Annotated in this window: 24 protein-coding genes; 22 read left to right on the forward strand and 2 right to left on the reverse strand. The window is 44.7% G+C overall.

The genetic code is table 11. From position 1 onward, the window contains the following. The first annotated feature begins 1 nt into the window (after position 1). From FD04_RS11980 to trxA, 16 genes are all read left to right on the forward strand, one after another. Complete coding sequence (locus tag FD04_RS11980; protein ID WP_056949030.1) at positions 2 to 1048, forward strand: lysylphosphatidylglycerol synthase transmembrane domain-containing protein; 1047 nt, start codon at positions 2 to 4, stop codon at positions 1046 to 1048. A 127-nt stretch (positions 1049 to 1175) separates the two neighbouring features. After that, positions 1176 to 1775: a Holliday junction branch migration protein RuvA gene (gene ruvA / locus FD04_RS11985; RefSeq protein ID WP_054701400.1), complete on the forward strand. Its 600-nt coding sequence runs from the start codon at positions 1176 to 1178 to the stop codon at positions 1773 to 1775. Positions 1776 to 1797: 22 nt separating this feature from the next. Beyond that, on the forward strand, positions 1798 to 2811 hold the full coding sequence (gene ruvB, locus FD04_RS11990) for a Holliday junction branch migration DNA helicase RuvB (protein WP_054701403.1): 1014 nt from the start codon (positions 1798 to 1800) through the stop codon (positions 2809 to 2811). 13 nt (positions 2812 to 2824) lie between these two features. Next, a complete protein-coding gene (gene queA, locus FD04_RS11995; RefSeq protein ID WP_056949031.1) occupies positions 2825 to 3859 on the forward strand; it encodes a tRNA preQ1(34) S-adenosylmethionine ribosyltransferase-isomerase QueA in 1035 nt (344 codons plus the stop codon). A gap of 67 nt (positions 3860 to 3926) precedes the next feature. Beyond that, entirely contained in the window at positions 3927 to 5069 is a 1143-nt protein-coding gene (gene tgt, locus FD04_RS12000) for a tRNA guanosine(34) transglycosylase Tgt (RefSeq protein WP_056949033.1), read from the forward strand. A 125-nt stretch (positions 5070 to 5194) separates the two neighbouring features. After that, the gene (yajC, locus tag FD04_RS12005; RefSeq protein ID WP_476707412.1) at positions 5195 to 5557 is read left to right on the forward strand and encodes a preprotein translocase subunit YajC; all 363 of its coding nucleotides are present in this window, start codon (positions 5195 to 5197) and stop codon (positions 5555 to 5557) included. A 53-nt stretch (positions 5558 to 5610) separates the two neighbouring features. Continuing rightward, the gene (dinB, locus tag FD04_RS12010) at positions 5611 to 6729 is read left to right on the forward strand and encodes a DNA polymerase IV (protein WP_056949035.1); all 1119 of its coding nucleotides are present in this window, start codon (positions 5611 to 5613) and stop codon (positions 6727 to 6729) included. A 107-nt stretch (positions 6730 to 6836) separates the two neighbouring features. Further along, entirely contained in the window at positions 6837 to 7796 is a 960-nt protein-coding gene (locus tag FD04_RS12015) for a DHH family phosphoesterase (RefSeq protein WP_054701407.1), read from the forward strand. A gap of 1 nt (position 7797) precedes the next feature. Then, on the forward strand, positions 7798 to 9159 hold the full coding sequence (locus FD04_RS12020) for a DEAD/DEAH box helicase (RefSeq protein WP_054701410.1): 1362 nt from the start codon (positions 7798 to 7800) through the stop codon (positions 9157 to 9159). Between the two features lie 277 nt (positions 9160 to 9436). Beyond that, on the forward strand, positions 9437 to 12082 hold the full coding sequence (gene alaS / locus FD04_RS12025; RefSeq protein ID WP_056949037.1) for an alanine--tRNA ligase: 2646 nt from the start codon (positions 9437 to 9439) through the stop codon (positions 12080 to 12082). Positions 12083 to 12223: 141 nt separating this feature from the next. Beyond that, positions 12224 to 12493, forward strand: coding sequence for an IreB family regulatory phosphoprotein (locus tag FD04_RS12030; RefSeq protein WP_054701413.1), 270 nt, complete (start codon positions 12224 to 12226; stop codon positions 12491 to 12493). Next, on the forward strand, positions 12493 to 12930 hold the full coding sequence (gene ruvX, locus FD04_RS12035; RefSeq protein WP_054701414.1) for a Holliday junction resolvase RuvX: 438 nt from the start codon (positions 12493 to 12495) through the stop codon (positions 12928 to 12930). Before FD04_RS12030 ends, ruvX begins: the two co-directional genes overlap by 1 nt. 10 nt (positions 12931 to 12940) lie before the next feature. Further along, the gene (locus FD04_RS12040) at positions 12941 to 13270 is read left to right on the forward strand and encodes a DUF1292 domain-containing protein (RefSeq protein WP_054701418.1); all 330 of its coding nucleotides are present in this window, start codon (positions 12941 to 12943) and stop codon (positions 13268 to 13270) included. 133 nt (positions 13271 to 13403) lie between these two features. Further along, positions 13404 to 13700: a cell division protein ZapA gene (zapA, locus tag FD04_RS12045; RefSeq protein ID WP_056949039.1), complete on the forward strand. Its 297-nt coding sequence runs from the start codon at positions 13404 to 13406 to the stop codon at positions 13698 to 13700. 54 nt (positions 13701 to 13754) lie between these two features. Continuing rightward, on the forward strand, positions 13755 to 16115 hold the full coding sequence (locus FD04_RS12050; protein ID WP_056949041.1) for an endonuclease MutS2: 2361 nt from the start codon (positions 13755 to 13757) through the stop codon (positions 16113 to 16115). A 52-nt stretch (positions 16116 to 16167) separates the two neighbouring features. Further along, a complete protein-coding gene (gene trxA / locus FD04_RS12055) occupies positions 16168 to 16515 on the forward strand; it encodes a thioredoxin (protein WP_338055723.1) in 348 nt (115 codons plus the stop codon). Between the two features lie 160 nt (positions 16516 to 16675). On the opposite strand, the gene FD04_RS12060 is transcribed toward trxA, so the two are convergent. Then, positions 16676 to 17176, reverse strand: coding sequence for a DUF2507 domain-containing protein (locus FD04_RS12060; protein WP_054701422.1), 501 nt, complete (start codon positions 17174 to 17176; stop codon positions 16676 to 16678). 160 nt (positions 17177 to 17336) lie between these two features. Between FD04_RS12060 and racE the strand changes: the two genes are divergently transcribed. The 4 genes from racE to cbpB are packed head-to-tail and all read left to right on the forward strand — an operon-like array spanning position 17337 to position 19823. Continuing rightward, positions 17337 to 18188 carry a glutamate racemase gene (racE, locus tag FD04_RS12065; protein WP_054701425.1) on the forward strand — a complete coding sequence of 284 codons (852 nt, stop codon included), beginning with the start codon at positions 17337 to 17339 and terminating at the stop codon, positions 18186 to 18188. Then, positions 18178 to 18780, forward strand: a complete 603-nt coding sequence (locus FD04_RS12070; protein ID WP_056949043.1) for an XTP/dITP diphosphatase — start codon at positions 18178 to 18180, stop codon at positions 18778 to 18780. Before racE ends, FD04_RS12070 begins: the two co-directional genes overlap by 11 nt. Positions 18781 to 18782: 2 nt before the next feature. Further along, complete coding sequence (locus tag FD04_RS12075; RefSeq protein WP_054701427.1) at positions 18783 to 19301, forward strand: metallophosphoesterase; 519 nt, start codon at positions 18783 to 18785, stop codon at positions 19299 to 19301. A 21-nt stretch (positions 19302 to 19322) separates the two neighbouring features. Continuing rightward, positions 19323 to 19823, forward strand: coding sequence for a cyclic-di-AMP-binding protein CbpB (gene cbpB / locus FD04_RS12080; RefSeq protein ID WP_054701432.1), 501 nt, complete (start codon positions 19323 to 19325; stop codon positions 19821 to 19823). 117 nt (positions 19824 to 19940) lie between these two features. Here the strand turns inward: cbpB and FD04_RS12085 are convergent, their stop codons facing one another. Then, positions 19941 to 20798: a mechanosensitive ion channel family protein gene (locus FD04_RS12085; RefSeq protein WP_056949045.1), complete on the reverse strand. Its 858-nt coding sequence runs from the start codon at positions 20796 to 20798 to the stop codon at positions 19941 to 19943. A 203-nt stretch (positions 20799 to 21001) separates the two neighbouring features. Between FD04_RS12085 and FD04_RS12090 the strand changes: the two genes are divergently transcribed. Then, positions 21002 to 21406 (forward strand): DUF948 domain-containing protein, encoded by a 405-nt coding sequence (locus tag FD04_RS12090; RefSeq protein ID WP_056949047.1) that lies wholly within the window; start codon positions 21002 to 21004, stop codon positions 21404 to 21406. 23 nt (positions 21407 to 21429) lie between these two features. Then, positions 21430 to 21876 carry a YtxH domain-containing protein gene (locus tag FD04_RS12095; RefSeq protein ID WP_054701435.1) on the forward strand — a complete coding sequence of 149 codons (447 nt, stop codon included), beginning with the start codon at positions 21430 to 21432 and terminating at the stop codon, positions 21874 to 21876. Positions 21877 to 21963 lie beyond the last annotated feature (87 nt).

Below are 21963 nucleotides of genomic sequence, written 5' to 3' on the forward strand. Positions count from 1 at the left end.
CATGTCGAGACGAAATAAAATTGCGTTAGGTCTCATCATCTTGCTGGGCGTGGTCATATTTGGCTACTCACTGCGAGATGTTAAACTAAATATATTGATTCGTGACTTTACCACCATTCATCAAGGCTGGCTTTTGACGGCAGTATTATGCATGCTGGTATACTTCGCCTTAGAAGGCCTGGTGGTCAAAATTTTTGTGGATGAGCGGATCGGTCAGTATTCGTTCAAAAGTGCTTTGCGGATTCCATTGATTGAACAACTTTTTAACGGGATAACCCCATTTTCATCCGGCGGTCAACCGGCCCAGCTCATTGCGATGCTGCAAAGTGGCATCGATGGTGGTCGTGCAAGTTCAATCTTGCTGATGAAATTCATTGTTTACCAAGCCATGATCGTTGTTAACTTTTTAATTGCACTGGTCATTGGCTTTCACTATATGGTAAGCAAAATGAGCTACTTGTCCTTATTTGTGGTCTTTGGTTTTCTCATTCACTTTGCCGTTATCATCGGTTTATTTATGGTCATGTTTTGGCCGCAGTTCACCAAAAAAGCGTTACGAGTGGTTCTCTCACCCGTTGGCTGGTTTGGTCACCAAGAACGTAAAGTTGATATGATTGTTCGACTGGATACTAAAGTTGACCTATTTTATGAAGAATCGGTTCAACTGATTGGGCAATGGCGGTTATTACTGAAAGTGATTTTGATCACCTTTGTTCAACTCATGAGTTATTATTTAGTGCCGTATTTTATCATGTTGTCACTAGGCTATACGCAAGCCAATATTGTCATGATCACCTGTCTACACGTGCTCATCGTGATGGTGATTTCCATTTTTCCGATTCCTGGTGGATCTGGTGGCGCGGAATATGCGTTTACCATTTTATTTGGCAGCTACATCACCAATTCCAGCAAACTCGTTTTGGCAATGTTACTCTGGCGAATTTTGACCTATTATCTCGGTATTTTTGCTGGTATGATCGCTCTCACGGTAAAACCAGATAAGCTTAAAAATAACCGACCGACACACTCAAAGTTAAATCAAGATTAAGCACGCAGCCGTCATCCATGATGACTTTCGCGTGTTTTTTTGATTTTGACGCTGCTTGCGCTGGAGTGGGGTGCATGGTACAATTTGACAGGCAAACATACGTTTAATTGGACTGGAGTTGTGGTGAATGTATCAGTATTTAGAAGGCAAAATTGTGGAGATTCAACCCGCTTACGTTGTACTCGATGTGAACGGTGTTGGATTTCTGATTCGCGTTGCAAATCCATTTCAATTTGAAGTTAGTGACGCGATGGTCAAAATCTATGTCCATCAAACTATTAGTGATACAGCGCAAACGCTATATGGCTTTGGGTCACTAAAAGAAAAACAATTATTCGAAAAATTATTAGCGGTCTCTGGTATTGGTGCCAAGAGCGCTTTAGCCATTCTGGCCAACGGTGATCAGCAGGCCATTGTTGATGCCATTAGTCACGATGATGTCACTTATCTAACGAAGTTTCCTGGTGTGGGTAAAAAGACTGCTCAGCAAATCGTGTTGGATTTACGTGACAAATTAACCGACTTAACGCAGACTGGGCTATTTGAAGCTGAGCGCACAGTTGATGCCGGTCAAACGGATGCTGCCTTGGCAGATGCGCTGGCAGCGTTAACAGCGTTAGGTTATCGTGATCGCGATATTAAACGGGTTGAAAAAACTTTAAGGGCAGATTCAAAGCAGACAACGGATGCCTATTTAAGTGCAGCGTTAAAGCTATTAACGAAGTAAACAAAAGGAAGGGGGAGTTGAGATGACTGAAGATGATCGCGTTATTGGCGGTTCAGCGCAAGATGACGCTGAATCGTCGATTGAGCAATCGCTTCGACCGTCAAGCCTAGCGACTTATATTGGTCAAACGGCGCTTAAGCGTGAGTTGAGCGTCTACATTCAAGCTGCCAAAAAACGTGAAGAAGCACTTGATCACGTTTTGCTGTACGGACCGCCTGGTTTAGGGAAGACGACGCTGGCCATGATTATCGCGACCGAAATGCAGGTTGGGATTAAAACTACCAGTGGTCCTGCGATTGAAAAAACGGGTGATCTGGTTGCCTTACTCAACGAACTCAACCCTGGCGATGTGTTATTTATTGATGAGATTCACCGCTTGCCGAAGGTGGTTGAGGAGATGCTTTATTCTGCTATGGAGGATTTCTTCATCGATATTGTGGTGGGGCAGGGACCAACCGCACACCCCATCCACTTTCCATTGCCACCGTTTACCTTGATTGGTGCAACGACGCGGGCTGGTTTGCTTTCAGCGCCACTGCGCGACCGGTTTGGTATTGTCGGTCATATGGCGTATTATGACACTGATGATTTGGAAGAAATTGTGACTAGATCTGCCCGAATTTTGAACTCGCCCATCCAAGAAGAAGGGGCACATGAGATTGCCCGTCGTTCAAGGGGAACCCCGCGGATTGCTAATCGCTTGTTGAAGCGAATTAGAGACTTTGCAGAGGTGTCGGATCAACATGACTCGATTGATAAGCCAATCGTTCAACAAGCATTGAGAATGCTTCAAGTTGATGAAGCGGGCTTAGATCAAACCGATGTGAAGTTGCTTGAAACGATGATTAAATTTTACAATGGTGGCCCAGTTGGCTTGAGTACCTTGGCAGCTAATGTTGGTGAAGAGACTGATACAGTGGCTGAAATGTACGAGCCGTTTTTACTTCAAAAGGGTTTCATCAAACGAACTGCCAGAGGTCGAATGGTTACACCACTCGCATACGAACATCTAGGTATTACACCAGAAACAAACTGAAAGGGATCAGATAATGACACTTACAACCGAAGATTTTGACTACGATTTACCACACGAGTTAATTGCACAAACCCCCATCGAAAAACGTGACGCGTCACGCTTGTTGGTATTAGACCACAAGACCGGTGAATTAAGCGATCAACATTTTTACGATATCATTGATCAACTTAACCCCGGTGATGCAGTTGTGATGAACAACTCTCGGGTCATGCCAGCCCGGATTTATGGCGTTAAGCCAGAAACTGGCGGTCACGTTGAAGTGCTACTCTTGCACAACACCAAGGGTGACGAATGGGAAACACTGATGAAACCAGCTAAGCGAATTAAAGTTGGGACCACAGTTAGCTTTGGTGACGGCTTGTTAACGGCCACGGTCACGGAAGAATTAGAGCATGGTGGCCGGATGATTGAATTCCACTATGACGGGATTTTTATGGAGATTCTCGAAAAACTCGGCGAAACGCCATTACCACCATACATCAAGGAAAAACTCGATGATCCGGAACGTTACCAAACGGTTTATGCCAAAGAGAATGGTTCGGCGGCTGCGCCAACTGCTGGTTTACACTGGACCAAAGAATTACTCCAACAGGTTCAAGATAAGGGTGTTAAGTTAGTGTATCTAACCTTACACGTCGGTCTTGGTACTTTCCGTCCAGTGGATGAGAAGAACATTGAAGATCACAAGATGCACTCTGAGTTTTATCAACTCTCGGAAGAATCTGCCAAAACACTCAACGAGGTTCGTGCTAATGGTGGTCGAATCGTCGCCACGGGGACGACTTCAATTCGGACGCTTGAGACGATTGGGACTAAGTTTCATGGTGAGATTAAGGCCGATTCTGGCTGGACTGATATCTTCATCAAGCCTGGTTATCAATGGCAAGTGGTTGATGCTTTCATCACCAATTTTCACTTGCCTAAATCAACGTTGGTAATGTTAGTTGCTGCATTTACTGGCCGCGATATGATTTTGAACGCTTATCAACACGCCATCGACGAGAAGTACCGCTTCTTTAGTTTTGGCGACGCAATGTTTATTAAGTAACTGACGACGACCTCTTATTGCTATTTGAATAAGGGGCCGTTACTAGTCCTAACCACGGAGGAAAATTATGGAACCAGCGATTAAATATCGCCTTATTAAAACTGAAAAGGACACTGGTGCGCGTTTGGGTGAACTAATCACGCCACACGGTACTTTTCCAACCCCAATGTTTATGCCGGTTGGCACGCAAGCGACGGTGAAGTCACTTGCTCCGGAAGAACTGGATCAAATGGGCGCAGGGGTGATTCTTGCTAACACCTACCATCTCTGGCTGCAACCAGGTGAAGACCTTGTTAAAGAAGCTGGCGGTTTGCACAAGTTCATGAATTGGCAAAAGCCAATTTTAACTGATTCTGGTGGCTTTCAAGTTTTCTCACTAGCTGAGAATCGAAACATCACAGAGGAAGGTGTCCACTTCCGCAATCCAGCCAATGGCGATAAGCTATTTTTATCGCCTGAAAAAGCGATGCAGATTGAAAACGACTTGGGCCCAGATATTATGATGAGTTTGGATGAATGTCCACCATTTTTTGAAAGCTACGACTACATTAAGCACTCCGTAGAACGAACTTCCCGGTGGGCGGAAAGAGGCCTGAAAGCCCATGCAAATCCTGATTGGCAAGGCCTTTTTGGTATCGTTCAGGGGGCTGGCTATGAAGATCTCAGACGCCAATCGGCGCAAGATTTAGTTAGCATGGACTTTCCAGGCTACTCAATTGGCGGTCTATCGGTTGGTGAATCAAAAGCGGAAATGAATCGTGTGCTCGAATTTACGACACCAATGCTACCAACAACCAAACCGCGTTACTTAATGGGGGTTGGCTCGCCTGATTCACTCATCGATGGCGTGATTCGTGGCATTGACATGTTTGACTGCGTGTTACCGACCCGAATTGCCCGTCGCGGTACTTGTATGACGAGCCACGGTCGATTGACGGTTAAAAACGCTCAGTTTGCACGTGATTTTAATCCAATTGATGATAACTGTGATTGCTATACCTGTCGGAATTATTCGCGGGCTTATATTCGTCACTTATTCAAGGCAGATGAAAGCTTCGGTTTGCGACTAACGAGTTACCACAACCTTTACTTCCTGTTGCATTTAATGGGCGATGTTCGACAAGCAATCATGGATGATCGGTTGTTAGATTTTAAGGAGCAGTTTTTCGAAGCCTATGGTTATAATGTGCCAAATCCTAAAAACTTCTAAGATAGCATGGACTGAATGACTTTTTTTTGTTAAATTATAGGATAGACAAAGGTGGGTGAAAGAATTTGGACGTTTTAGCAGGTTCAAGTGCTAGTGGATACTCTAGCATGTTATTGATTGTGGTAATGATCGTTGCGATGTACTTCTTAATGATCCGACCACAACGTAAGCAACAAAAAAAGCACCAAGATACTTTGAACCAATTAAAGAAGGGCGATCACGTTGTTACTATTGGTCGTCTTCACGGTGTGATTGATGAAATCAACCAAGAAGCAAAGACGGTTACACTTGATTGTGACGGTATTTACTTGGTCTTTGATATGAACGCCATTGCGACCGTATCTCAGCGAGCTGCAGCCAGTGAAGTGGCCTCAGCTACGACTGAAGAAACGACAACGCAAGAAGACGAAACTGCAACAACTGATGATGCGACATCAGCTGACGATTCAGCCGACGAAGCTTCAGAAGAGCCAAAAGCAGACAAGTAAGCAAAATCTCCCAGTTAGTGGGAGATTTTTTGTTTTAAGGGGGGGTGACGCTGATGGATAATCCAATTCAAATTAATGATGATCGAAAAATCTTACACGTTGATATGGACGCCTTTTACGCGTCGATTGAGCAGCGAGACACCCCCGCTTACCAAACGCTACCGTTGGTGATTTCAAGGGATCCTCGCCAAACTGGCGGGCGTGGTGTTGTGACGACCGCTAATTATGTTGCCAGACAGTTTGGTATCCACTCAGCGATGCCAGCTCAGCAGGCGCTCAAGCTTTGCCCCAAGGCGGTGTTTGTAACCCCCAACTTTCCCCATTATCGTGAAATTTCAGATCAAATCCACGCCATTTTTCACACCTTTACAGATATCATTGAAACCGTTGCGTTTGATGAAGCCTACCTCGATATCACAACCAACAAGCGTCAAATTGATGATCCAGTCGTCCTGGCGACCCAACTTCAGGCGGAAATTTGGGATCAGACTCATTTAACTAGTTCAATTGGTGTTTCTTACAGTAAGTTTTTGGCCAAAGAAGCATCCGATTATCGTAAACCAGTTGGCATCACGATTATTCACGCCAGTGACGCACACGACTTTTTGATGAAACTGCCAATCGAACGTTTCCGGGGCGTGGGCAAGAAAACGGTGCCGAAGATGCATGAGTTGGCCATTAAAAACGGTGCTGATCTATTCAAATGGCATGAGTTAGACTTGATTCAAAAATTTGGCCGGTTTGGTGAAGTCCTCTACCAACGCGTTCGTGGGGTAGATGACCGCCCAGTTGAGTATCAACGAGATCGAAAATCAATCGGCAAGGAACGCACTTACTGGCCCTTTTTGACGACGCGAAGTGAAGCAGATCAACAGCTCGATAAACTGGCTGAGATGGTGGCCAAAACCGTTAAAAAGCAACAGATGCATGGCCGGACCTTAGTTTTGAAAGTCCGCTACGGTGATTTTAAAACCCAGACCAAGCGCGTTACGCAAGCCGAGTTTATTGACAATCAGCCACAGATTTACGCACAACTTGCCAAACAAATCATGGACGATCTACCACAGAGCCAAGAGGGTATTCGGTTGTTAGGTATCACCTTAACGGGGCTAGCACCAATTGCATTTGAAAATATGCGATTAGCGCTTTTTGACGATGATCACGAATTTTGAGGTTTGCAACTGGTTAATGTTTTTTTATTTTCGGTTGCTTGCTTATCTTCTGGTTAAAACGTTATACTGTAATGATGACTGAACGAAGCGTCTGAAAGGTGATTCATATGACATTAAAAGAAACCCAATCCAAAATTTTATCGATAATCAAACAACATCAAACCATTATTATTCACCGGCACCAGCGACCAGATCCGGATGCAATCGGCTCTCAAATGGGGTTGGCTGCGATTTTAAAGGCTAGTTTTCCTGACAAACAAATCTATGCCGTGGGTAAACAATATCCTGGCTTTGACTGGTTAGGGACCACTGATACCATTGAAGATACTGTATACGAGCATGCCTTAGTCATCGTTGTCGATACTGCTAATCAGCCACGCGTTGACGATGATCGGTATACGAAAGGCGATGCAATGATTAAGATCGACCATCATCCAAATGATGATCAATTTGGTGATGTGATGTGGGTTGCACCTGAAGCCTCCAGCACGTCAGAACTGGTTTTTGATTTTTACACTGCGTTTAAAGATCAACTGACTTGTCCAGATGAAGCGGCCCGATTGCTTTATGCAGGTATCGTGGGCGACACCGGACGATTTATGTACCCAGCTACTTCGCCACACACGATGCAGGTTGCGGGTCAGCTCATGACGTTTGGCTTCTCCGCCAGTGACGTCAACCAAAAAGAAGATGAGATTTCAATTCCTTTGGCGCGACTTTCGGCCTTCGTTTATGATCAATTAACGATTTTACCTAGTGGTGCAGCTTACATTAAATTAAGTGATGAAGTATTAGAGCCATTTAAACTGGGTGATGAATCCACTAGTTCGGTTGTGCCTTTGCCGGGCCGACTTAAAGAAGTGACAGCCTGGGCGATTTTTGTGGAATCAAAGGACCACACGTTCCGGATTCGCTTACGGTCAAAGGGCCCTGCCATCAACGAATTAGCAAAGCGCCATGGCGGTGGCGGTCACGCTTTAGCTAGCGGTGCGCTCGCTCATGATGATGATGAAATCAAGCAAGTTGTAAAAGAACTCGACACACTACTGTTAGAGCAAGGAGAATAAAATGAGTCAAACTTTTGGTGAGTTTGGTTTAAAGCCGTTTTTATTGGCGGCCTTAACTGAACTCCAATTTAAAGCACCTACTGAGGTGCAAGCAAAACTGATTCCGGTGGTTCGTGCTGGTAAAAGCGTGGTTGGCCAATCACAAACGGGTAGTGGTAAGACCCACGCCTTTTTATTGCCCATTTTTGATGGTTTAGAGGCTGATAATCATGAAGTCCAGGCGGTTATCACGACCCCAAGCCGTGAATTAGCCTACCAAATTTATGAGGATGCCAAGCAGCTGGCTAAATTCAGTCCGGAACCACTGCGGTTGGGAAACTACGTTGGTGGAACTGACAAGCGTCGGCAAATCGAAAAGTTGGAGCATGAACAGCCCCAGTTAGTCATTGGGACACCAGGACGAATTCGGGATTTGATTAAAACAGGTGCTTTAGACGTGCATACGGCTAGTCAGTTCGTCGTTGATGAAGCTGATATGACGCTGGACTTAGGTTTCTTAGCCGATGTTGACCAAATTGCGGCTCGAATGCCTGAAAAATTACAAATGATGGTCTTTTCCGCTACGATTCCTGAAAAACTCAAGCCATTTTTACGTAAATATATGGCTAATCCCGTTGTGGAAGAGATCCCAGTAAAGTCAGTCATCAGTCCAACCATTGATAACTGGTTGCTGGCGACGAAGGGCCACTCTAAAAATGCCTTAATTTATCAATTATTGACGATGGGTGAACCATACCTCGCCTTGGTTTTTGCGAACACCAAGCAGCGGGTCATTGAAATTGCGACTTATCTGAAACAGCAGAACCTCAAAGTTGCCGTCATTCATGGCGATGTTCCTGCTAGACAGCGTAAACGGGTCATGCGGGAAGTTCAAAACCTTGATTATCAATTTGTGGTGGCTACTGACTTGGCAGCTCGTGGGATTGATATCGATGGTGTTTCCCACGTCATCAACGATGGTATCCCAGAGGACCTTGATTACTTCGTTCACCGGGTTGGCCGAACGGGTCGCAAAGGCCTGCCAGGTACGGCAATCACTTTTTATTCACCCGATGAAGAAGATCAAATTGAAGCATTGGAAGATATGGGCATCACGTTTAAGCCAAAAGAAATCAAAAACGGTGAGGTTGTCGATTCCTTTGACCGAAACCGTCGTCAAAAGCGGGCTAAGAAGACCGTTAAGATTTCTGGAGCCATGGCAGGTAAGATTCACAAAAAGAAACAAAAAGTAAAGCCTGGCTATAAACGCAAAATCAAGCAAGCCATTTCTAAGGAACAAATGTATGAACGCCGCTTGAAACAACGTCAAGATCGTCGGACAAGTAAAAAGCAAAAGAAATCTTCTTCTCAGCGTTACCAATAAGCTGAGTTGGGTGACTTGCGCGGACATAGGTTTTGCCGTATACTAAACGACGTATTGCAGTGCGGATATGCTTTGGAACTGGATATTTCAGAAACGTTTTGGTTGCTGTGAAAAACGAATCCTGACCATGGTGCTCCCTCACCGCTCAACTGAATAACCGTTGCTCAACGAACTGAGCTTAAGAGGTAAACGATTAACATCGTTGCAAGTAAAGTGGTACCGCGTCCATGGCGTCTTTACTAGCAGCGATGTTTTATTATTTTAAAGGAGAGAAAGCATGAAAGAATTAAGTAGTAGTGAGATCCGTCAGATGTATCTGGATTTCTTTAAGAGCAAGGGGCATACCATTATGCCTAGTGCATCACTCGTTCCAGTTGATGATCCAACCTTACTCTGGATCAACTCTGGTGTTGCGACAATGAAAAATTATTTTAACGGTTCCGTTGTGCCTAAGAACCCGCGGATGACCAGCTCGCAAAAGAGTATTCGGACGAATGATATTGAAAACGTTGGTCGGACCGCACGACACCACACTTTATTTGAAATGTTGGGTAACTTCTCCGTTGGTGATTATTTCAAGGATGAAGCCATTGCTTGGGCTTGGGAATTACTGACCTCGCCAGACTGGTTTGGCTGGGATCCAGATAAACTGTACATGACGGTCTACCCTAAAGACGATGCTGCTAAACAACGCTGGTTAGAAGTTGGCGTTGCGGCGGACCATATCGTCGAAGCCGAAGATAACTTCTGGGATATTGGTGAAGGCCCTTCAGGCCCAGATAGTGAAATCTTCTACGATCGCGGTCAATCTTTCAATAATCTGGCTGAAGATGATCCTGAAAACTACCCAGGTGGCGAAAATGAACGTTACTTGGAAGTTTGGAATATCGTGTTCTCTCAGTTTAACCATGAACCTGATGGCTCATACAAACCATTACCCCGGAAAAATATTGATACTGGGATGGGCTTGGAACGGGTTGTGTCTGTGTTCCAAAATGCTAAAACCAACTTTGAAACTGATTTGTTCTTACCAATGATTCACGCTACTGAAGACTTCAGCGATAACAAAAAGTACAACGCTGATGCGAAGGATGACGTGTCGTTCAAGGTGATTGCCGATCACGCTCGAGCAATCACTTTTGCGATTGGCGACGGCGCCTTACCTTCTAATGAAGGGCGTGGCTACGTTATCCGTCGGTTGATTCGTCGGGCCGTTGTGAATGGTCAAAAACTTGGTATCGATGGGGCCTTCTTATATAAGTTGGTGCCAGTTGTTGGTGAAGCCATGAAGGCCTACTATCCCGAAGTACTGAAGAACAGTGATTACATTGCTAAGGTGGTTAAGTCTGAAGAAGATCGTTTCAACGAGACGCTTTCTGATGGCCTGAGTTTACTAAACGAATTGATTGCCGAAACAAAACAGGCCGGTCAGTCTGAAATTGATGGTGCAGAAGCCTTCAAGCTTTATGACACGTATGGTTTTCCAGTTGAGTTAACCCGTGAATACGCCGCTGATGAGGGTATCAAAGTTGACGAAGCCGGATTCGAAGCTGAAATGAAGAAACAACGAGACCGCGCACGACAGGCTCGTAATTCAGATAATTCAATGGGTGTGCAAACTGATTTATTGATTGGGGTCAAGTCACCAAGTGAATACGTCGGTTACACCCAATTGGAAGTTGAAAAAGCGACGATTAGTGATATCTTGGCTGACGGTGCTCTCGTTCAATCGACAGAGGGTGAATACGCCCAGGTTATTTTTGACAAGACACCGTTCTATGCCGAAATGGGTGGTCAAGTTGCCGATAAGGGTAATGTTTTAGATGCTAAAGGCAACGTGATTGCCAGCGTTGAAGATGTTCAACACGCGCCTAATGGTCAAAACTTGCACACTTTGAAGTTACACCAAGCAATTAAAGTGGGCGATCAAGTTACGCTGAAAGTTGACGCCCATTTCCACAGCAAGGTTGAAAAGAACCATACCGCAACCCACTTACTAGACCAAGCCCTTCGTAATGTGTTTGGTGAACATACACAACAAGCTGGTTCTTTGGTTGAACCAAACTACTTGCGGTTTGATTTCACCCACTTTGGTCAAGTAACTGATGATGACCTTGCCAAGGTTGAAGCAATCGTGAACGAAAAGATTTTTGAAGAGCTTCCCGTAACGACTACGGTTACTGATCAAGCCACTGGTAAAAAAATGGGTGCCATCGCGTTGTTCAGCGATAAGTATGGTGATCAGGTTCGGGTCGTTTCAATTGGTGATTTTTCAATTGAATTCTGTGGTGGGACCCACGTTAAAAATACCAATGAACTGGGATTGTTCAAGATTACATCCGAAACTGGGATTGGTGCGGGCACTCGTCGAATCGAAGCCGTAACGGCTGGTGATGCCTTTGCCTATCTGAATGATCATGATCAAATTTTGACGACCGCTGCAGCCAGCTTGAAGTCTCAAAAGGTTGCTGAAGTGCCGACTAAGATTCAACAACTTCAAGAACAAATCAAAGTGCTTAATACCAAGGCCGAAAGCTTAGAGGCTAAGTTAGCTGGTCAACAAGCTGGTGCAATTTTTGATAACGTTCAAACAGTTAACGGTAAGCAACTGATTACTGGCGTTGTGCAAGTTTCTTCGATGGATCAACTGCGTCAATTAGCAGATACATGGCGTCAAAAATCACTTTCAGACGTGTTAGTCCTTGGTGCAGAAGTTGGTGAAAAAGCCAACTTGATCGTGGCTGCTAGTGATGATGCAATCAAGGCTGGCGTTAAAGCTGGTGATTTGATCAAAGCAATTTCACCAAAAATCAATGGTGGTGGTGGCGGTCGACCTAACTTGGCGCAAGCCGGTGGTAAAAACCCTGCTGGACTACAAGCAGCAATGGATGAAGCAGCAAAATGGCTGTCAAATTTAGATTAACGTGTTAGACTTGTATTACTAGCTGAATTAAGATGTGAAATTGGAGTTATATTTCATTCCAATTACAACACAACACAACCGTTGTCGTTCACTGGTTAATCCGGTAGAATAAGAACAAAGAACATCGGTGGAGGTGTGATCATGAGTACGTTAGATAAGACCATGTATTTTGATTTTAACGATAAACAACCAAAGGACGTTCATGATACTTTAGTGACAGTGTATCAAGCGCTTGAGGAAAAGGGGTATAACCCAATTAACCAGATCGTCGGCTACTTGCTTTCTGGTGACCCGGCTTATATTCCTCGTATCAATGATGCGCGGAATTTGATTCGTAAACATGAACGTGATGAGATCATCGAAGAATTGGTTCGCTTCTACCTGAATGAGAATGGGACGTTGACTAAGTAATGCGATTAATGGGATTAGATGTAGGTTCACGTACTGTTGGTGTCGCGATGAGTGATTTACTCGGTTGGACGGCACAGGGCGTTGAAATCATCAGAATTAATGAAGATGAAAAACAATTCGGGATCGACCGAGTTAAAGAACTGGTTGCACAGTATGAAGTAACTGGGTTTGTGCTTGGTCTCCCTAAAAACATGAACAATTCGTTGGGACCCAGAGCTCAGGCTGCTCAAGATTATGGTGAGTTACTCAAGGAGACGTTTGGGTTACCAATCGACTTTGAGGATGAACGGTTAACGACAGTTGAAGCCGAGCGGATGCTGGTAGAAGAAGCGGATACTTCGCGAGAGAAGCGTAAGCAAGTGATCGATAAACTTGCGGCAAGCTTGATTCTTCAGAATTACTTGGATCGTAAAGGCCCATTGACTAAAGAAAAGTGAGGTCACTAATATGAGTGAAAACAACGAACAACAAATTACAATTGTCGACGAAAACGGCAGTGAAGAACTTTACAACGTGCTATTTACGTTTAAGTCACCAGATTACGGCAAGTCATACATTTTATTGTATCCTGCTGGTAAGTCAGATGATGAAGAGGTTGATATTCAAGCCTATCAATTAGCTGACGGTGACGACCCCGCAGATCCTCAAGGTGGCGATTTGATGCCAATCGAGTCTGATGAAGAATGGGACATGGTTGAATCAATGCTCAACACCTTCTTGAATGGTGGCGGCACAGATGCCTCTGATCAAGACTGGGGCGTACCTGATCCCGAATAAGCGTTTAAAATGGCAGCATCAGCCAGTCTGTACGACAGATTGACTGACCGCTTGCCGTTAGGATTCTTACCATTTAGCCGCTGGTCCGATTGGGTCAGCGGCTAAATGAGTTTTATGCAGGGTGGTGGATACGTTGGATAACCAAACAGATGAGGCTGCTGCACGACGCCGCTTTAAGGCTGTGATCGATGGGCAAACGTACACGATCGTAGGCAACAAATCAGAAGCACATATGCGAGCAGTGACGAGTATTATGAATCAACAATTGACGCAGCTTAAAAAACTGGCCCCAGATATGACCAAGGAAGAGGCGGCAGTCTTGATCGCCTTTAATGCAATATCTGATCAGTTGCAAAAGACGGCTGCGTACGATCAGTTGAAACAAACAAATGAAAAACCTCAAGCCGATTCTGACCAACCGACTGAATAGGTCAAACCTAATTTGGATCAGTTAGCCGCTGAATCGTTGTTTTAGGAGATTGAGATGAATAATAAAATATACCAAACTATGGCGTACGACCAGATTAAACAACAATTGAGACAGCACATTGTTTCTGCATCTGGATACGCTGAATTACAAGCTTTAACGCCATCAGATGATCAACAGTGGGTGCAAACCCAAATTGATGAAACTAAAGATGGTGCTGATATTTACCGATTAACAGGGGGGATTCCGATTCCCAAGTTGGCGGATGTGAGTCCGCACCTCAAACGGTTGGCGATTGATGGGACGCTCAATGGGACTGAGTTAGCCCAAATCAGTCAGGTGCTCAAAACAGTTCAGGCGGTCGTGCGCTTCTTTGATGACTTAAAAGACCGACCGGTGGATTTACGTCAGCTTTACGAGTCCGTGGGGCAATTGATTCATTTGCCTGAGATCAGTAAACGGTTGCGGGTATCGTTGGAAGACGATGGTCGTCTAACTGATGAAGCCTCGCCTGAATTAAGACGCATTCGACGTCAAATCAATAATTTTGAGGGCACAATTCGTGAGCAGATGGCTGGTTACACTCGTGGTAAAAACGCCAAGTACCTCAGCGATACGTTGGTAACTATCCGAGATGACCGGTACGTTTTGCCGGTTAAAGCAGAATATAAAGGCCACTTTGGCGGTATTGTTCACGATCAAAGTGCTAGTGGTCAAACGCTGTATATTGAACCAGAAGGTGTGGTTGCCAAAAACAACCAACTTCGAGAAGCGCAGATCGATGAGCGGCAAGAAGAACGCCGAATTTTGGCTGAACTGTCTGATCAGTTGCGACCTTATCAAGCTGAAATTCAAGCCAATGCCAGTTTGTTAGGCCACTTGGACTTTGTGAACGCCAAGGCTCGTTATGCCCACGCAATCAAAGCAACCGAACCAATCTTATCTGCGGATAATGAAATTGCATTAAGACAGGCGCGTCACCCATTGATCGATCCACATAAAGTTGTGGCCAACGATATTGAACTTGGTAAAACCTACAAGGCGATTATCGTGACTGGACCGAACACCGGTGGGAAAACCATCACCCTCAAAACCGTTGGCTTAACCCAATTAATGGCACAGTCCGGCTTATTTATACCGGCTAATGAGCATTCGCAAGTCGGGCTATTCGATGAGGTTTTTGCTGATATTGGTGACGAACAATCGATTGAGCAAAACTTGAGTACCTTCTCCTCACACATGGAAAACATCGTGACGATTTTAAATCATGCGACTGATCATAGTTTAATTTTGGTGGATGAATTGGGTGCTGGGACTGATCCCCAGGAAGGTGCCGCATTGGCCATGTCCATTCTTGATGAAATTGGTGCCATGGGCAGTGAAGTGATTGCGACGACCCACTACCCTGAGTTGAAAGCTTACGGTTACAACCGTCCCGAAACGATTAATGCCAGCATGGAATTTGATACGCAGACTTTAAAGCCAACGTATCGTCTACTTATTGGTATTCCAGGACGAAGTAACGCACTGGACATTGCTCAACGGCTGGGTATTAAACAAACCATTATTGATGAGGCACGTAGTCTGACGGATGACGACAGTCAAGATCTCAACAATATGATTGCTGATTTAACCGCTCAAAAGAAGCGGGCTGACGATGACGCTGCAGCGGCGGCTGAAACCCTGGCACAGAGCGAAACACTTCAACATGATTTGAAAGTTGCTTTTGCAGATTATGAAAAGCAGAAGACCAACTTGATGGATCAGGCTAAGGACCAGGCTAACGAAATTGTTGAAAAAACGCGGGTAAGAGCGGATGAAATCATTCGTGATATTCGCAAAAAGCAATTAAGAGCGGGCAAGACCATCATTAAAGAGGATCAATTGATTGATACTAAAGGTCAAATCAATGCGATGCAGCAAGATAAGCGGTTGAAGAAGAACCGGGTATTGAATCGTGAAAAGCGGCGGCACAACTTTAAAAAGGGTGACGAAGTGCTGGTGAAGTCGTATGGTCAACGTGGTGTGATTATGGACAAGTTGGACGCGCACCATTTTGAAGTTCAAATGGGTATCTTAAAAATGAAAATTGAGGATACGGATCTGGACAAAGCGGCACCAGAAGATGAAAAGGCACCTAAGCCACGGGCCACCGTGAAACGGACCCGGTCGAACGGTGTGTCACCAACCCTTGATTTACGAGGGCATCGTTACGAAGAGGCTATGGCGGAAGTTGACCGGTTTATTGATTCCGCATTGCTTGCCGGTTATCCGTCAGTGACGATTATTCATGGTAAGGGTACTGGCGCGCTTCGTAAAGGCGTGACGGAATACTTGCAGTCTAATCGTCGCGTTAAAGAATTTGGGTTCTCACCGGCCAACGCTGGTGGCGACGGTTCAACAATCGTCAAATTATAAGCGAACGTAAGCAAAAAGCTTGTTCTTTCGGTGAAATCTGATAAACTTACTAATTGTAAACAATAAAGGGAGGGATCGTTTTATGGCTGTTGTAGAAACGACAGATAAGACTTTTGAAAATGACACCGCAACCGGTGTGACACTAACAGATTTTTGGGCAACTTGGTGTGGTCCTTGTCGGATGCAATCACCAGTTGTTGAACAATTGGCGGATGAAATGGATACTGTCACATTCAACAAGATGGATGTAGATGCTAATCCAGCCACCCCACAAAAGTTCGGTATTATGAGCATTCCAACCTTACTCGTTAAGAAAGATGGCCAAGTGGTTGATACTGTTGTGGGTTACCACACGAAAGATCAATTGAAGCAACTTCTGACGCAATACGTTGAAGCTTAGTTAATTTAAAGGGATTCGAATTTTCGTTCAGAAAATTCGAATCCCTTTTTTGATCAACGTTAAGTTTTTCGGGACAAAAAAACCCCCAAAGTTAAGTAAGTTACGCGTAAACTTTGAGGGTAGTGCCTATTGTATGGGTCGATATGCTATTATGCGAGCGTTAATTAAGACCATCATCTGGAATAATTGACATTGTGTCAAGTTCCATTGGATCTGCTACTTGATCTTTTGGATCTAAGTGAACCACTAAGCTGATGCCGTTTGCACGCTTTGGTCGTTCGCCCATCTCGGTTTCAGCGATAACGCCAATCATTTGCTGGGCAGTTTGAGCTAGAAAGCCGGCTTCGAGCGAGAAGGTGGCATCCGCTTGTAACGTCAAGCGACTTGTGACAGGCAGACCACTCAGTGTAAAGCGCCATTCTTTGGCGCTTTGTTTTTGGAGCATTAAATCGCCCAGTTGAGCTTGACGGAAAAACGTTACGACGTCTTCAATGCTACCGAGTGCGAACCGACGGGCAAGTTGTTTGCCTTCCCAGTAGGCAATGCTACTGGCATCTGCACCTAACAAGTCGTTTAAGACAACGTCGCGAAAGAGCGCCTTGCCAAATAGTGGGGCTTGTTGCGCGTCAGATAAGTAGTTACTGTAAATCTGGTTTTCCATGATTGTTCTCCATTCAGATATCTGTTACGTTTAGATTACAATGGAATGAGCGTAGATTGCAAGTTAATTGGTGTAACTTAAAAAAATTTGTGAATTCTTGCTTCCTGTCATAAAAAGGTGAATAATATAGTTTCAAGATATACGCGAAAGGGAGATTGGCATGAAATCTCAACCAATTGGGTTTTTAGACTCCGGTATCGGCGGCCTAACGGTGGTTAAGGAAGCCTTGAGACAATTACCGAATGAGTCCATTGTGTATTTAGGGGACCAAGCACGACTGCCGTACGGTCCAAGACCTGCAAGTGAAGTCGCCCATTTTGTCCAGCAAATTACCGGTTTCTTACTGGCACAAAACGTCAAAGCAATTGTGATTGCTTGCAATACAGCTACAGCCGCAGCATTGCCGATCTTACAAGCCAAATTGTCGATCCCAGTTGTTGGGGTCATCGATTCAGGTAGTCAGTCGGCTGTGGCAATGTCACAAGCGCAGCAAATTGGTGTGATTGCCACAGCGGGCACGATTTCGAGCCATGCTTATCATCGTGCAATCACAAAACTGTCGCCACAAGCAACTATTTCAGGGCTGGCTTGTCCAGAATTTGTAACAATTGTGGAAAATAATCAGGCGGAGACGCCCGAAACGGCTAAAACTGTGGCTGAGAAACTCAGTTATTTTAAACCTGGTCAAATTGATACTTTGATTTTGGGCTGTACGCATTTTCCGTTGTTACAACCAGCTATCGAAGCGGCAGTCGGGCCGAACGTTCAACTCGTGGATTCTGGAGTGGAAACGGTTACTAAAATCAAACAGCTGCTGACTGACCAAAAGTTATTGGCGCCAAGCAATCACGTTGCTAGCCACGCATTTTATACCACTGGTGCAACAGCACCATTTGATGAGATTGCAGCGAACTGGTTACAGTTGCCGGGACTAACTGCAAAACACATTGCAGTTGACGGTCTTGTTGCGTACGGTGATTTGGAAGAAGGAGAACCAACAGATGAAGCATAGTACATTGATTATTGCCACTAGAAACCAAGGCAAAGCCCGCGAGTTTGCGGAACTACTTGCGCCAAAGGGAATCACCATCAAGACGTTAGCTGATTTACCCTCAGTCGGTGAAATTGATGAAAATGGCCAGACGTTTGAGGAAAATGCGACGATTAAAGCAACCACAATTGCTAAAATGACAGCCCTACCAGTTTTAGCCGATGACTCTGGGTTAGAAGTGACTGCGTTGAATGGCGAACCAGGCATCTATTCGGCGCGTTATGCTGGTGATCATGATGATGCGGCCAATAATCAGAAACTGTTACGAAAACTGCAAGGGGTACCCGCAGATCAGCGACAAGCTATTTTTCATACAACCCTCGTGTTAGTCAAGCCGAGCGGAGAAAAACTGGTGGTTGATGGCGAAGTCGCTGGTCAAATTTTAACCGCACCACGTGGTGATAATGGCTTTGGCTATGACCCACTTTTCTGGATTCCAGCTGCCAATAAAACGATGGCCGAAATGACTGACAGTGAAAAAAACGCCGTCAGTCATCGTGGCCGCGCGACGCAAAAAATGATGAAGCAGTTTGATTCTTGGTGGGAGGCCTAACGATGAAAATATTGGTCATCAGTGATAATCATGGCGATCAAGCGATTTTAGAAAAAGTGTTCACCCACTTTCATGACACAGTTGATGCCATTTTTCACTGTGGTGATTCGGAAATGGCTGTGACGAACCCACTTTTTGATGATGTCCAAGTTGTGAAAGGTAATAATGATTACGGAACAACTTTTGCAGATGATGTGAGTGTTCAAGTCGGTACTGATCAAGTCTTTATGACGCATGGTGATCTGTACGGCGTGAACATGGGGCTGACTCACCTCAGTTTGAAGGCTCAGGAGATGGGTGCGACGTTAGTGTTTTACGGCCATACCCACCAGTTAGCAGCTGAATTTGTTCAGGGAAGGTTATATTTAAATCCCGGCAGTATTTCGTTACCTCGAGGTGAGTTTGCCAATCTGGGCGGTACTTTTGCCATTGTGACAACTATGGCTGACCAATTGCAGGTTGATTTTTACGACCGACAACTCAAACGGGTTAGCTCATTACATCAAGTGTTTAGTCGTTAAGCAGAGAATGAGGAATTAAAAATGATTGATGAACCGATACGCAAAATGATTTTGGCTGATCATGATAATTTGATTATTCCGGCCAACATCGTTGCCAACGTAATGGTGACCAATGACTGTTACCATGCGTTTTTAGTGTTAACTAAGGTGGGGTACGCCAAAGTGCCTGTTTTAGACCGAGATCAGCACCTATGTGGATTATTATCGTTGTCAATGATTACGGAACACATGTTGGATACCAATCACGTGGCACCCGAAAACTTGCGCCGTCTGAAGGTTCAAGACGTGATGGAGACTGATATTCGCACGATTGAAGACCCGACTGACTTGGATGAAATCCTGCATTTACTGATCGATGAGTCCTTTGTGCCGGTGGTGTCAGACGAAAGAACCTTTACTGGCATTATTACTCGCCGAGAATTGCTAAAACGGGTTAATTATCTCGCTCACAATTTGTCCGAACAATATGACGTTTCGCCAATTTCAGATCCCGTTTCAGAGACTGGATCTGCTGGCTGTTAGTGATGAAAAAAGATTTTTGATACAAAAAAGTGACCTTAGCAGCCTATTCATTAGGCCGCTAAGGTCACTTTTTTCTGCAGTCATCGTGTTTAAGAAGACAGCAGGCGGTGATGTTTGCTACTGTGTAGTTGAATCAGTTCGATAAATTGTGGGTAAAGTGATATTGGCATCACTAATTGCTTTTAAATAAGCGGATAGTAATTCATGCTGAACGGTTGACTGTTCACCAGGCTGGGTAAACGTGACGACTTGAATGACTAATTTACCGTCTGGCAGTGGTACGGTGCCCAAGTTAGTCGGTGATTGTGTGATGGCTGGGAATTGGGACGTGATCGTCTGATTGACGTTTTTGATCACGTTGTTAATTTCATCAATGGGTGAATCTGGGAAAATTGGAATTTGAACGAGCGCCCGCATTTCGTGGCGAGATTTGTTGCTTACAATCGTGATGTTGCGGTTAGGAATAAAGTTCAGAGTGCCATCCGCGCTGATCACCTGGGTCGTCCGAATGCCGATTGCTGAGACGGTGCCTTCAATTGTCCCAATTTTAACAGCATCGCCAACGTTGATTTGTTCTTCCATCAAGATAAAAGCCCCAGTCACAATGTCTGAGACGAAGCCCTGTGCACCGAGTCCAAGTGCCAGACTGAAGATACCGGCGCCAGCGATTAACGTGCCAACGGGAACTCCCAAAAATGACAAGAGGGCATAAATCCAAAAGAAGAGTACGGTGTACGAAAAAATATTGAGAATCAGCGTAAAGATCGTGTCGATGCGGTTAGTGTTGCCATTGACCAGTTTCGTAGCTTTGTACTGTTTGAATAAATGGCGAATAATCTTCTTTCCCAGCCAGTTAACCAGTAACAGGCCGACTGACACTAGCAATAGCTGAAAAACGGTGCTGGCAATTTGTTCACCAATTTTTTGCCAATCAAAATGTTGAATAAATGAATAGAAGTGACTTGTTAATAACATTGCGAGAACTCCTTGCGTTAGATTACCAGATAAGTGTAACAGATTTAACGGTCAAAGCGTATCCTATGAATGAATTTGAATAAACAATGGTCTGTTAGCGCTTTTTTAGGTCCCGTTTTTTCGGATGAAAACGGATTTTTTTATTGCGTCCGCCATGGGGCAATGCTATTCTAAAGCTAACAACTAAAGTAAGGAGGGGTAGTGTGACTGGTGGACAAATAGCAGGTTTAATTGCTGCCATTGCATTTTTAGTATTAGTAGTTTTCATCGGTGTTTTCTTGATGAAGATGGTTCGCACACTCGGTGAGGTGAACCAAAGTGTCAAGACGATGACGAACGATATGGATGTGATTGCTAAGCAAACCGAAGACATTCTGGCAAGCGCGAATACGTTGCTAGATGACGTCAATCACAAAGTTGCAACGATTGACCCCGTATTTCAGGCGGCTGCCGACCTTGGGACGAGTGTCTCAGATCTGAATGCTGCCACGCGTGATCTCACTGGTAAAGTGAAATCAACGGCTAAGAAGACTGCAACCACAAGTGTTGTAACCCGTGTTGGTGAGTCAGTCTTCAAAGCATATCGTAATCGTAAAAATAAGGTTTAGTGTCTGAAAGGAGTGTTTAACTTATGGGAAAGAAGCTTGGATTTTTAGTTGGGTTGGCGATCGGTGCTGCCGCTGCGCATACAGCTTACCATCGATTAAGTGAAACCGAGAAGGACGAATTAAAGGCTGATTTACAAGAAAAGGTCAACATTGCCAAAGATCGGGCCGTTGACTATGCCTTTTACGCAAGTGATGCATGGGATGATTTTAAGGAAACTTTTGCTGATCAGTCACAGAATGTCAGTGATCGGGTTAAAAACGCCGCTGATCAATTTACTCAACATCAATCAACACCAGCCGGTAACGACGACACGTTGCGTGATGAATTAACGGATGTCTCGAGTTCCGCTGATGATGAATCTGAAGATATTGTCTTAAATAGCGAGGATACCTTCGGCGGAGCGGATGTTTCTAATCAACCAGTTGAAGATGACTCTGAGAGCGATTCAACTGATACGCCAACCGAATAAGTGGTTGTAATTAAGCACTCGTTTTAACTGAACACCGATATACCACAATAAAACAGCCCGTTTGATTTCTAACTAGAAGTCAAACGA

Origin of the sequence: Secundilactobacillus odoratitofui DSM 19909 = JCM 15043, assembly GCF_001434895.1 — a bacterium.
Classification (GTDB): Bacteria; Bacillota; Bacilli; order Lactobacillales; family Lactobacillaceae; genus Secundilactobacillus; species Secundilactobacillus odoratitofui.

Excerpts from the sequence above, each read along its gene's own strand:
- FD04_RS11980 (WP_056949030.1), top strand. The coding sequence starts at position 2 with ATGTCGAGACGAAATAAAATTGCGTTAGGTCTCATCATCTTGCTGGGC.
- ruvA (WP_054701400.1), top strand. The coding sequence starts at position 1,176 with ATGTATCAGTATTTAGAAGGCAAAATTGTGGAGATTCAACCCGCTTAC.
- ruvB (WP_054701403.1), top strand. The coding sequence starts at position 1,798 with ATGACTGAAGATGATCGCGTTATTGGCGGTTCAGCGCAAGATGACGCT.
- queA (WP_056949031.1), top strand. The coding sequence starts at position 2,825 with ATGACACTTACAACCGAAGATTTTGACTACGATTTACCACACGAGTTA.
- tgt (WP_056949033.1), top strand. The coding sequence starts at position 3,927 with ATGGAACCAGCGATTAAATATCGCCTTATTAAAACTGAAAAGGACACT.
- yajC (WP_476707412.1), top strand. The coding sequence starts at position 5,195 with ATGATCGTTGCGATGTACTTCTTAATGATCCGACCACAACGTAAGCAA.
- dinB (WP_056949035.1), top strand. The coding sequence starts at position 5,611 with ATGGATAATCCAATTCAAATTAATGATGATCGAAAAATCTTACACGTT.
- FD04_RS12015 (WP_054701407.1), top strand. The coding sequence starts at position 6,837 with ATGACATTAAAAGAAACCCAATCCAAAATTTTATCGATAATCAAACAA.
- FD04_RS12020 (WP_054701410.1), top strand. The coding sequence starts at position 7,798 with ATGAGTCAAACTTTTGGTGAGTTTGGTTTAAAGCCGTTTTTATTGGCG.
- alaS (WP_056949037.1), top strand. The coding sequence starts at position 9,437 with ATGAAAGAATTAAGTAGTAGTGAGATCCGTCAGATGTATCTGGATTTC.
- FD04_RS12030 (WP_054701413.1), top strand. The coding sequence starts at position 12,224 with ATGAGTACGTTAGATAAGACCATGTATTTTGATTTTAACGATAAACAA.
- ruvX (WP_054701414.1), top strand. The coding sequence starts at position 12,493 with ATGCGATTAATGGGATTAGATGTAGGTTCACGTACTGTTGGTGTCGCG.
- FD04_RS12040 (WP_054701418.1), top strand. The coding sequence starts at position 12,941 with ATGAGTGAAAACAACGAACAACAAATTACAATTGTCGACGAAAACGGC.
- FD04_RS12050 (WP_056949041.1), top strand. The coding sequence starts at position 13,755 with ATGAATAATAAAATATACCAAACTATGGCGTACGACCAGATTAAACAA.
- FD04_RS12060 (WP_054701422.1), bottom strand. The coding sequence starts at position 17,176 with ATGGAAAACCAGATTTACAGTAACTACTTATCTGACGCGCAACAAGCC.
- racE (WP_054701425.1), top strand. The coding sequence starts at position 17,337 with ATGAAATCTCAACCAATTGGGTTTTTAGACTCCGGTATCGGCGGCCTA.
- FD04_RS12070 (WP_056949043.1), top strand. The coding sequence starts at position 18,178 with ATGAAGCATAGTACATTGATTATTGCCACTAGAAACCAAGGCAAAGCC.
- FD04_RS12075 (WP_054701427.1), top strand. The coding sequence starts at position 18,783 with ATGAAAATATTGGTCATCAGTGATAATCATGGCGATCAAGCGATTTTA.
- cbpB (WP_054701432.1), top strand. The coding sequence starts at position 19,323 with ATGATTGATGAACCGATACGCAAAATGATTTTGGCTGATCATGATAAT.
- FD04_RS12085 (WP_056949045.1), bottom strand. The coding sequence starts at position 20,798 with ATGTTATTAACAAGTCACTTCTATTCATTTATTCAACATTTTGATTGG.
- FD04_RS12095 (WP_054701435.1), top strand. The coding sequence starts at position 21,430 with ATGGGAAAGAAGCTTGGATTTTTAGTTGGGTTGGCGATCGGTGCTGCC.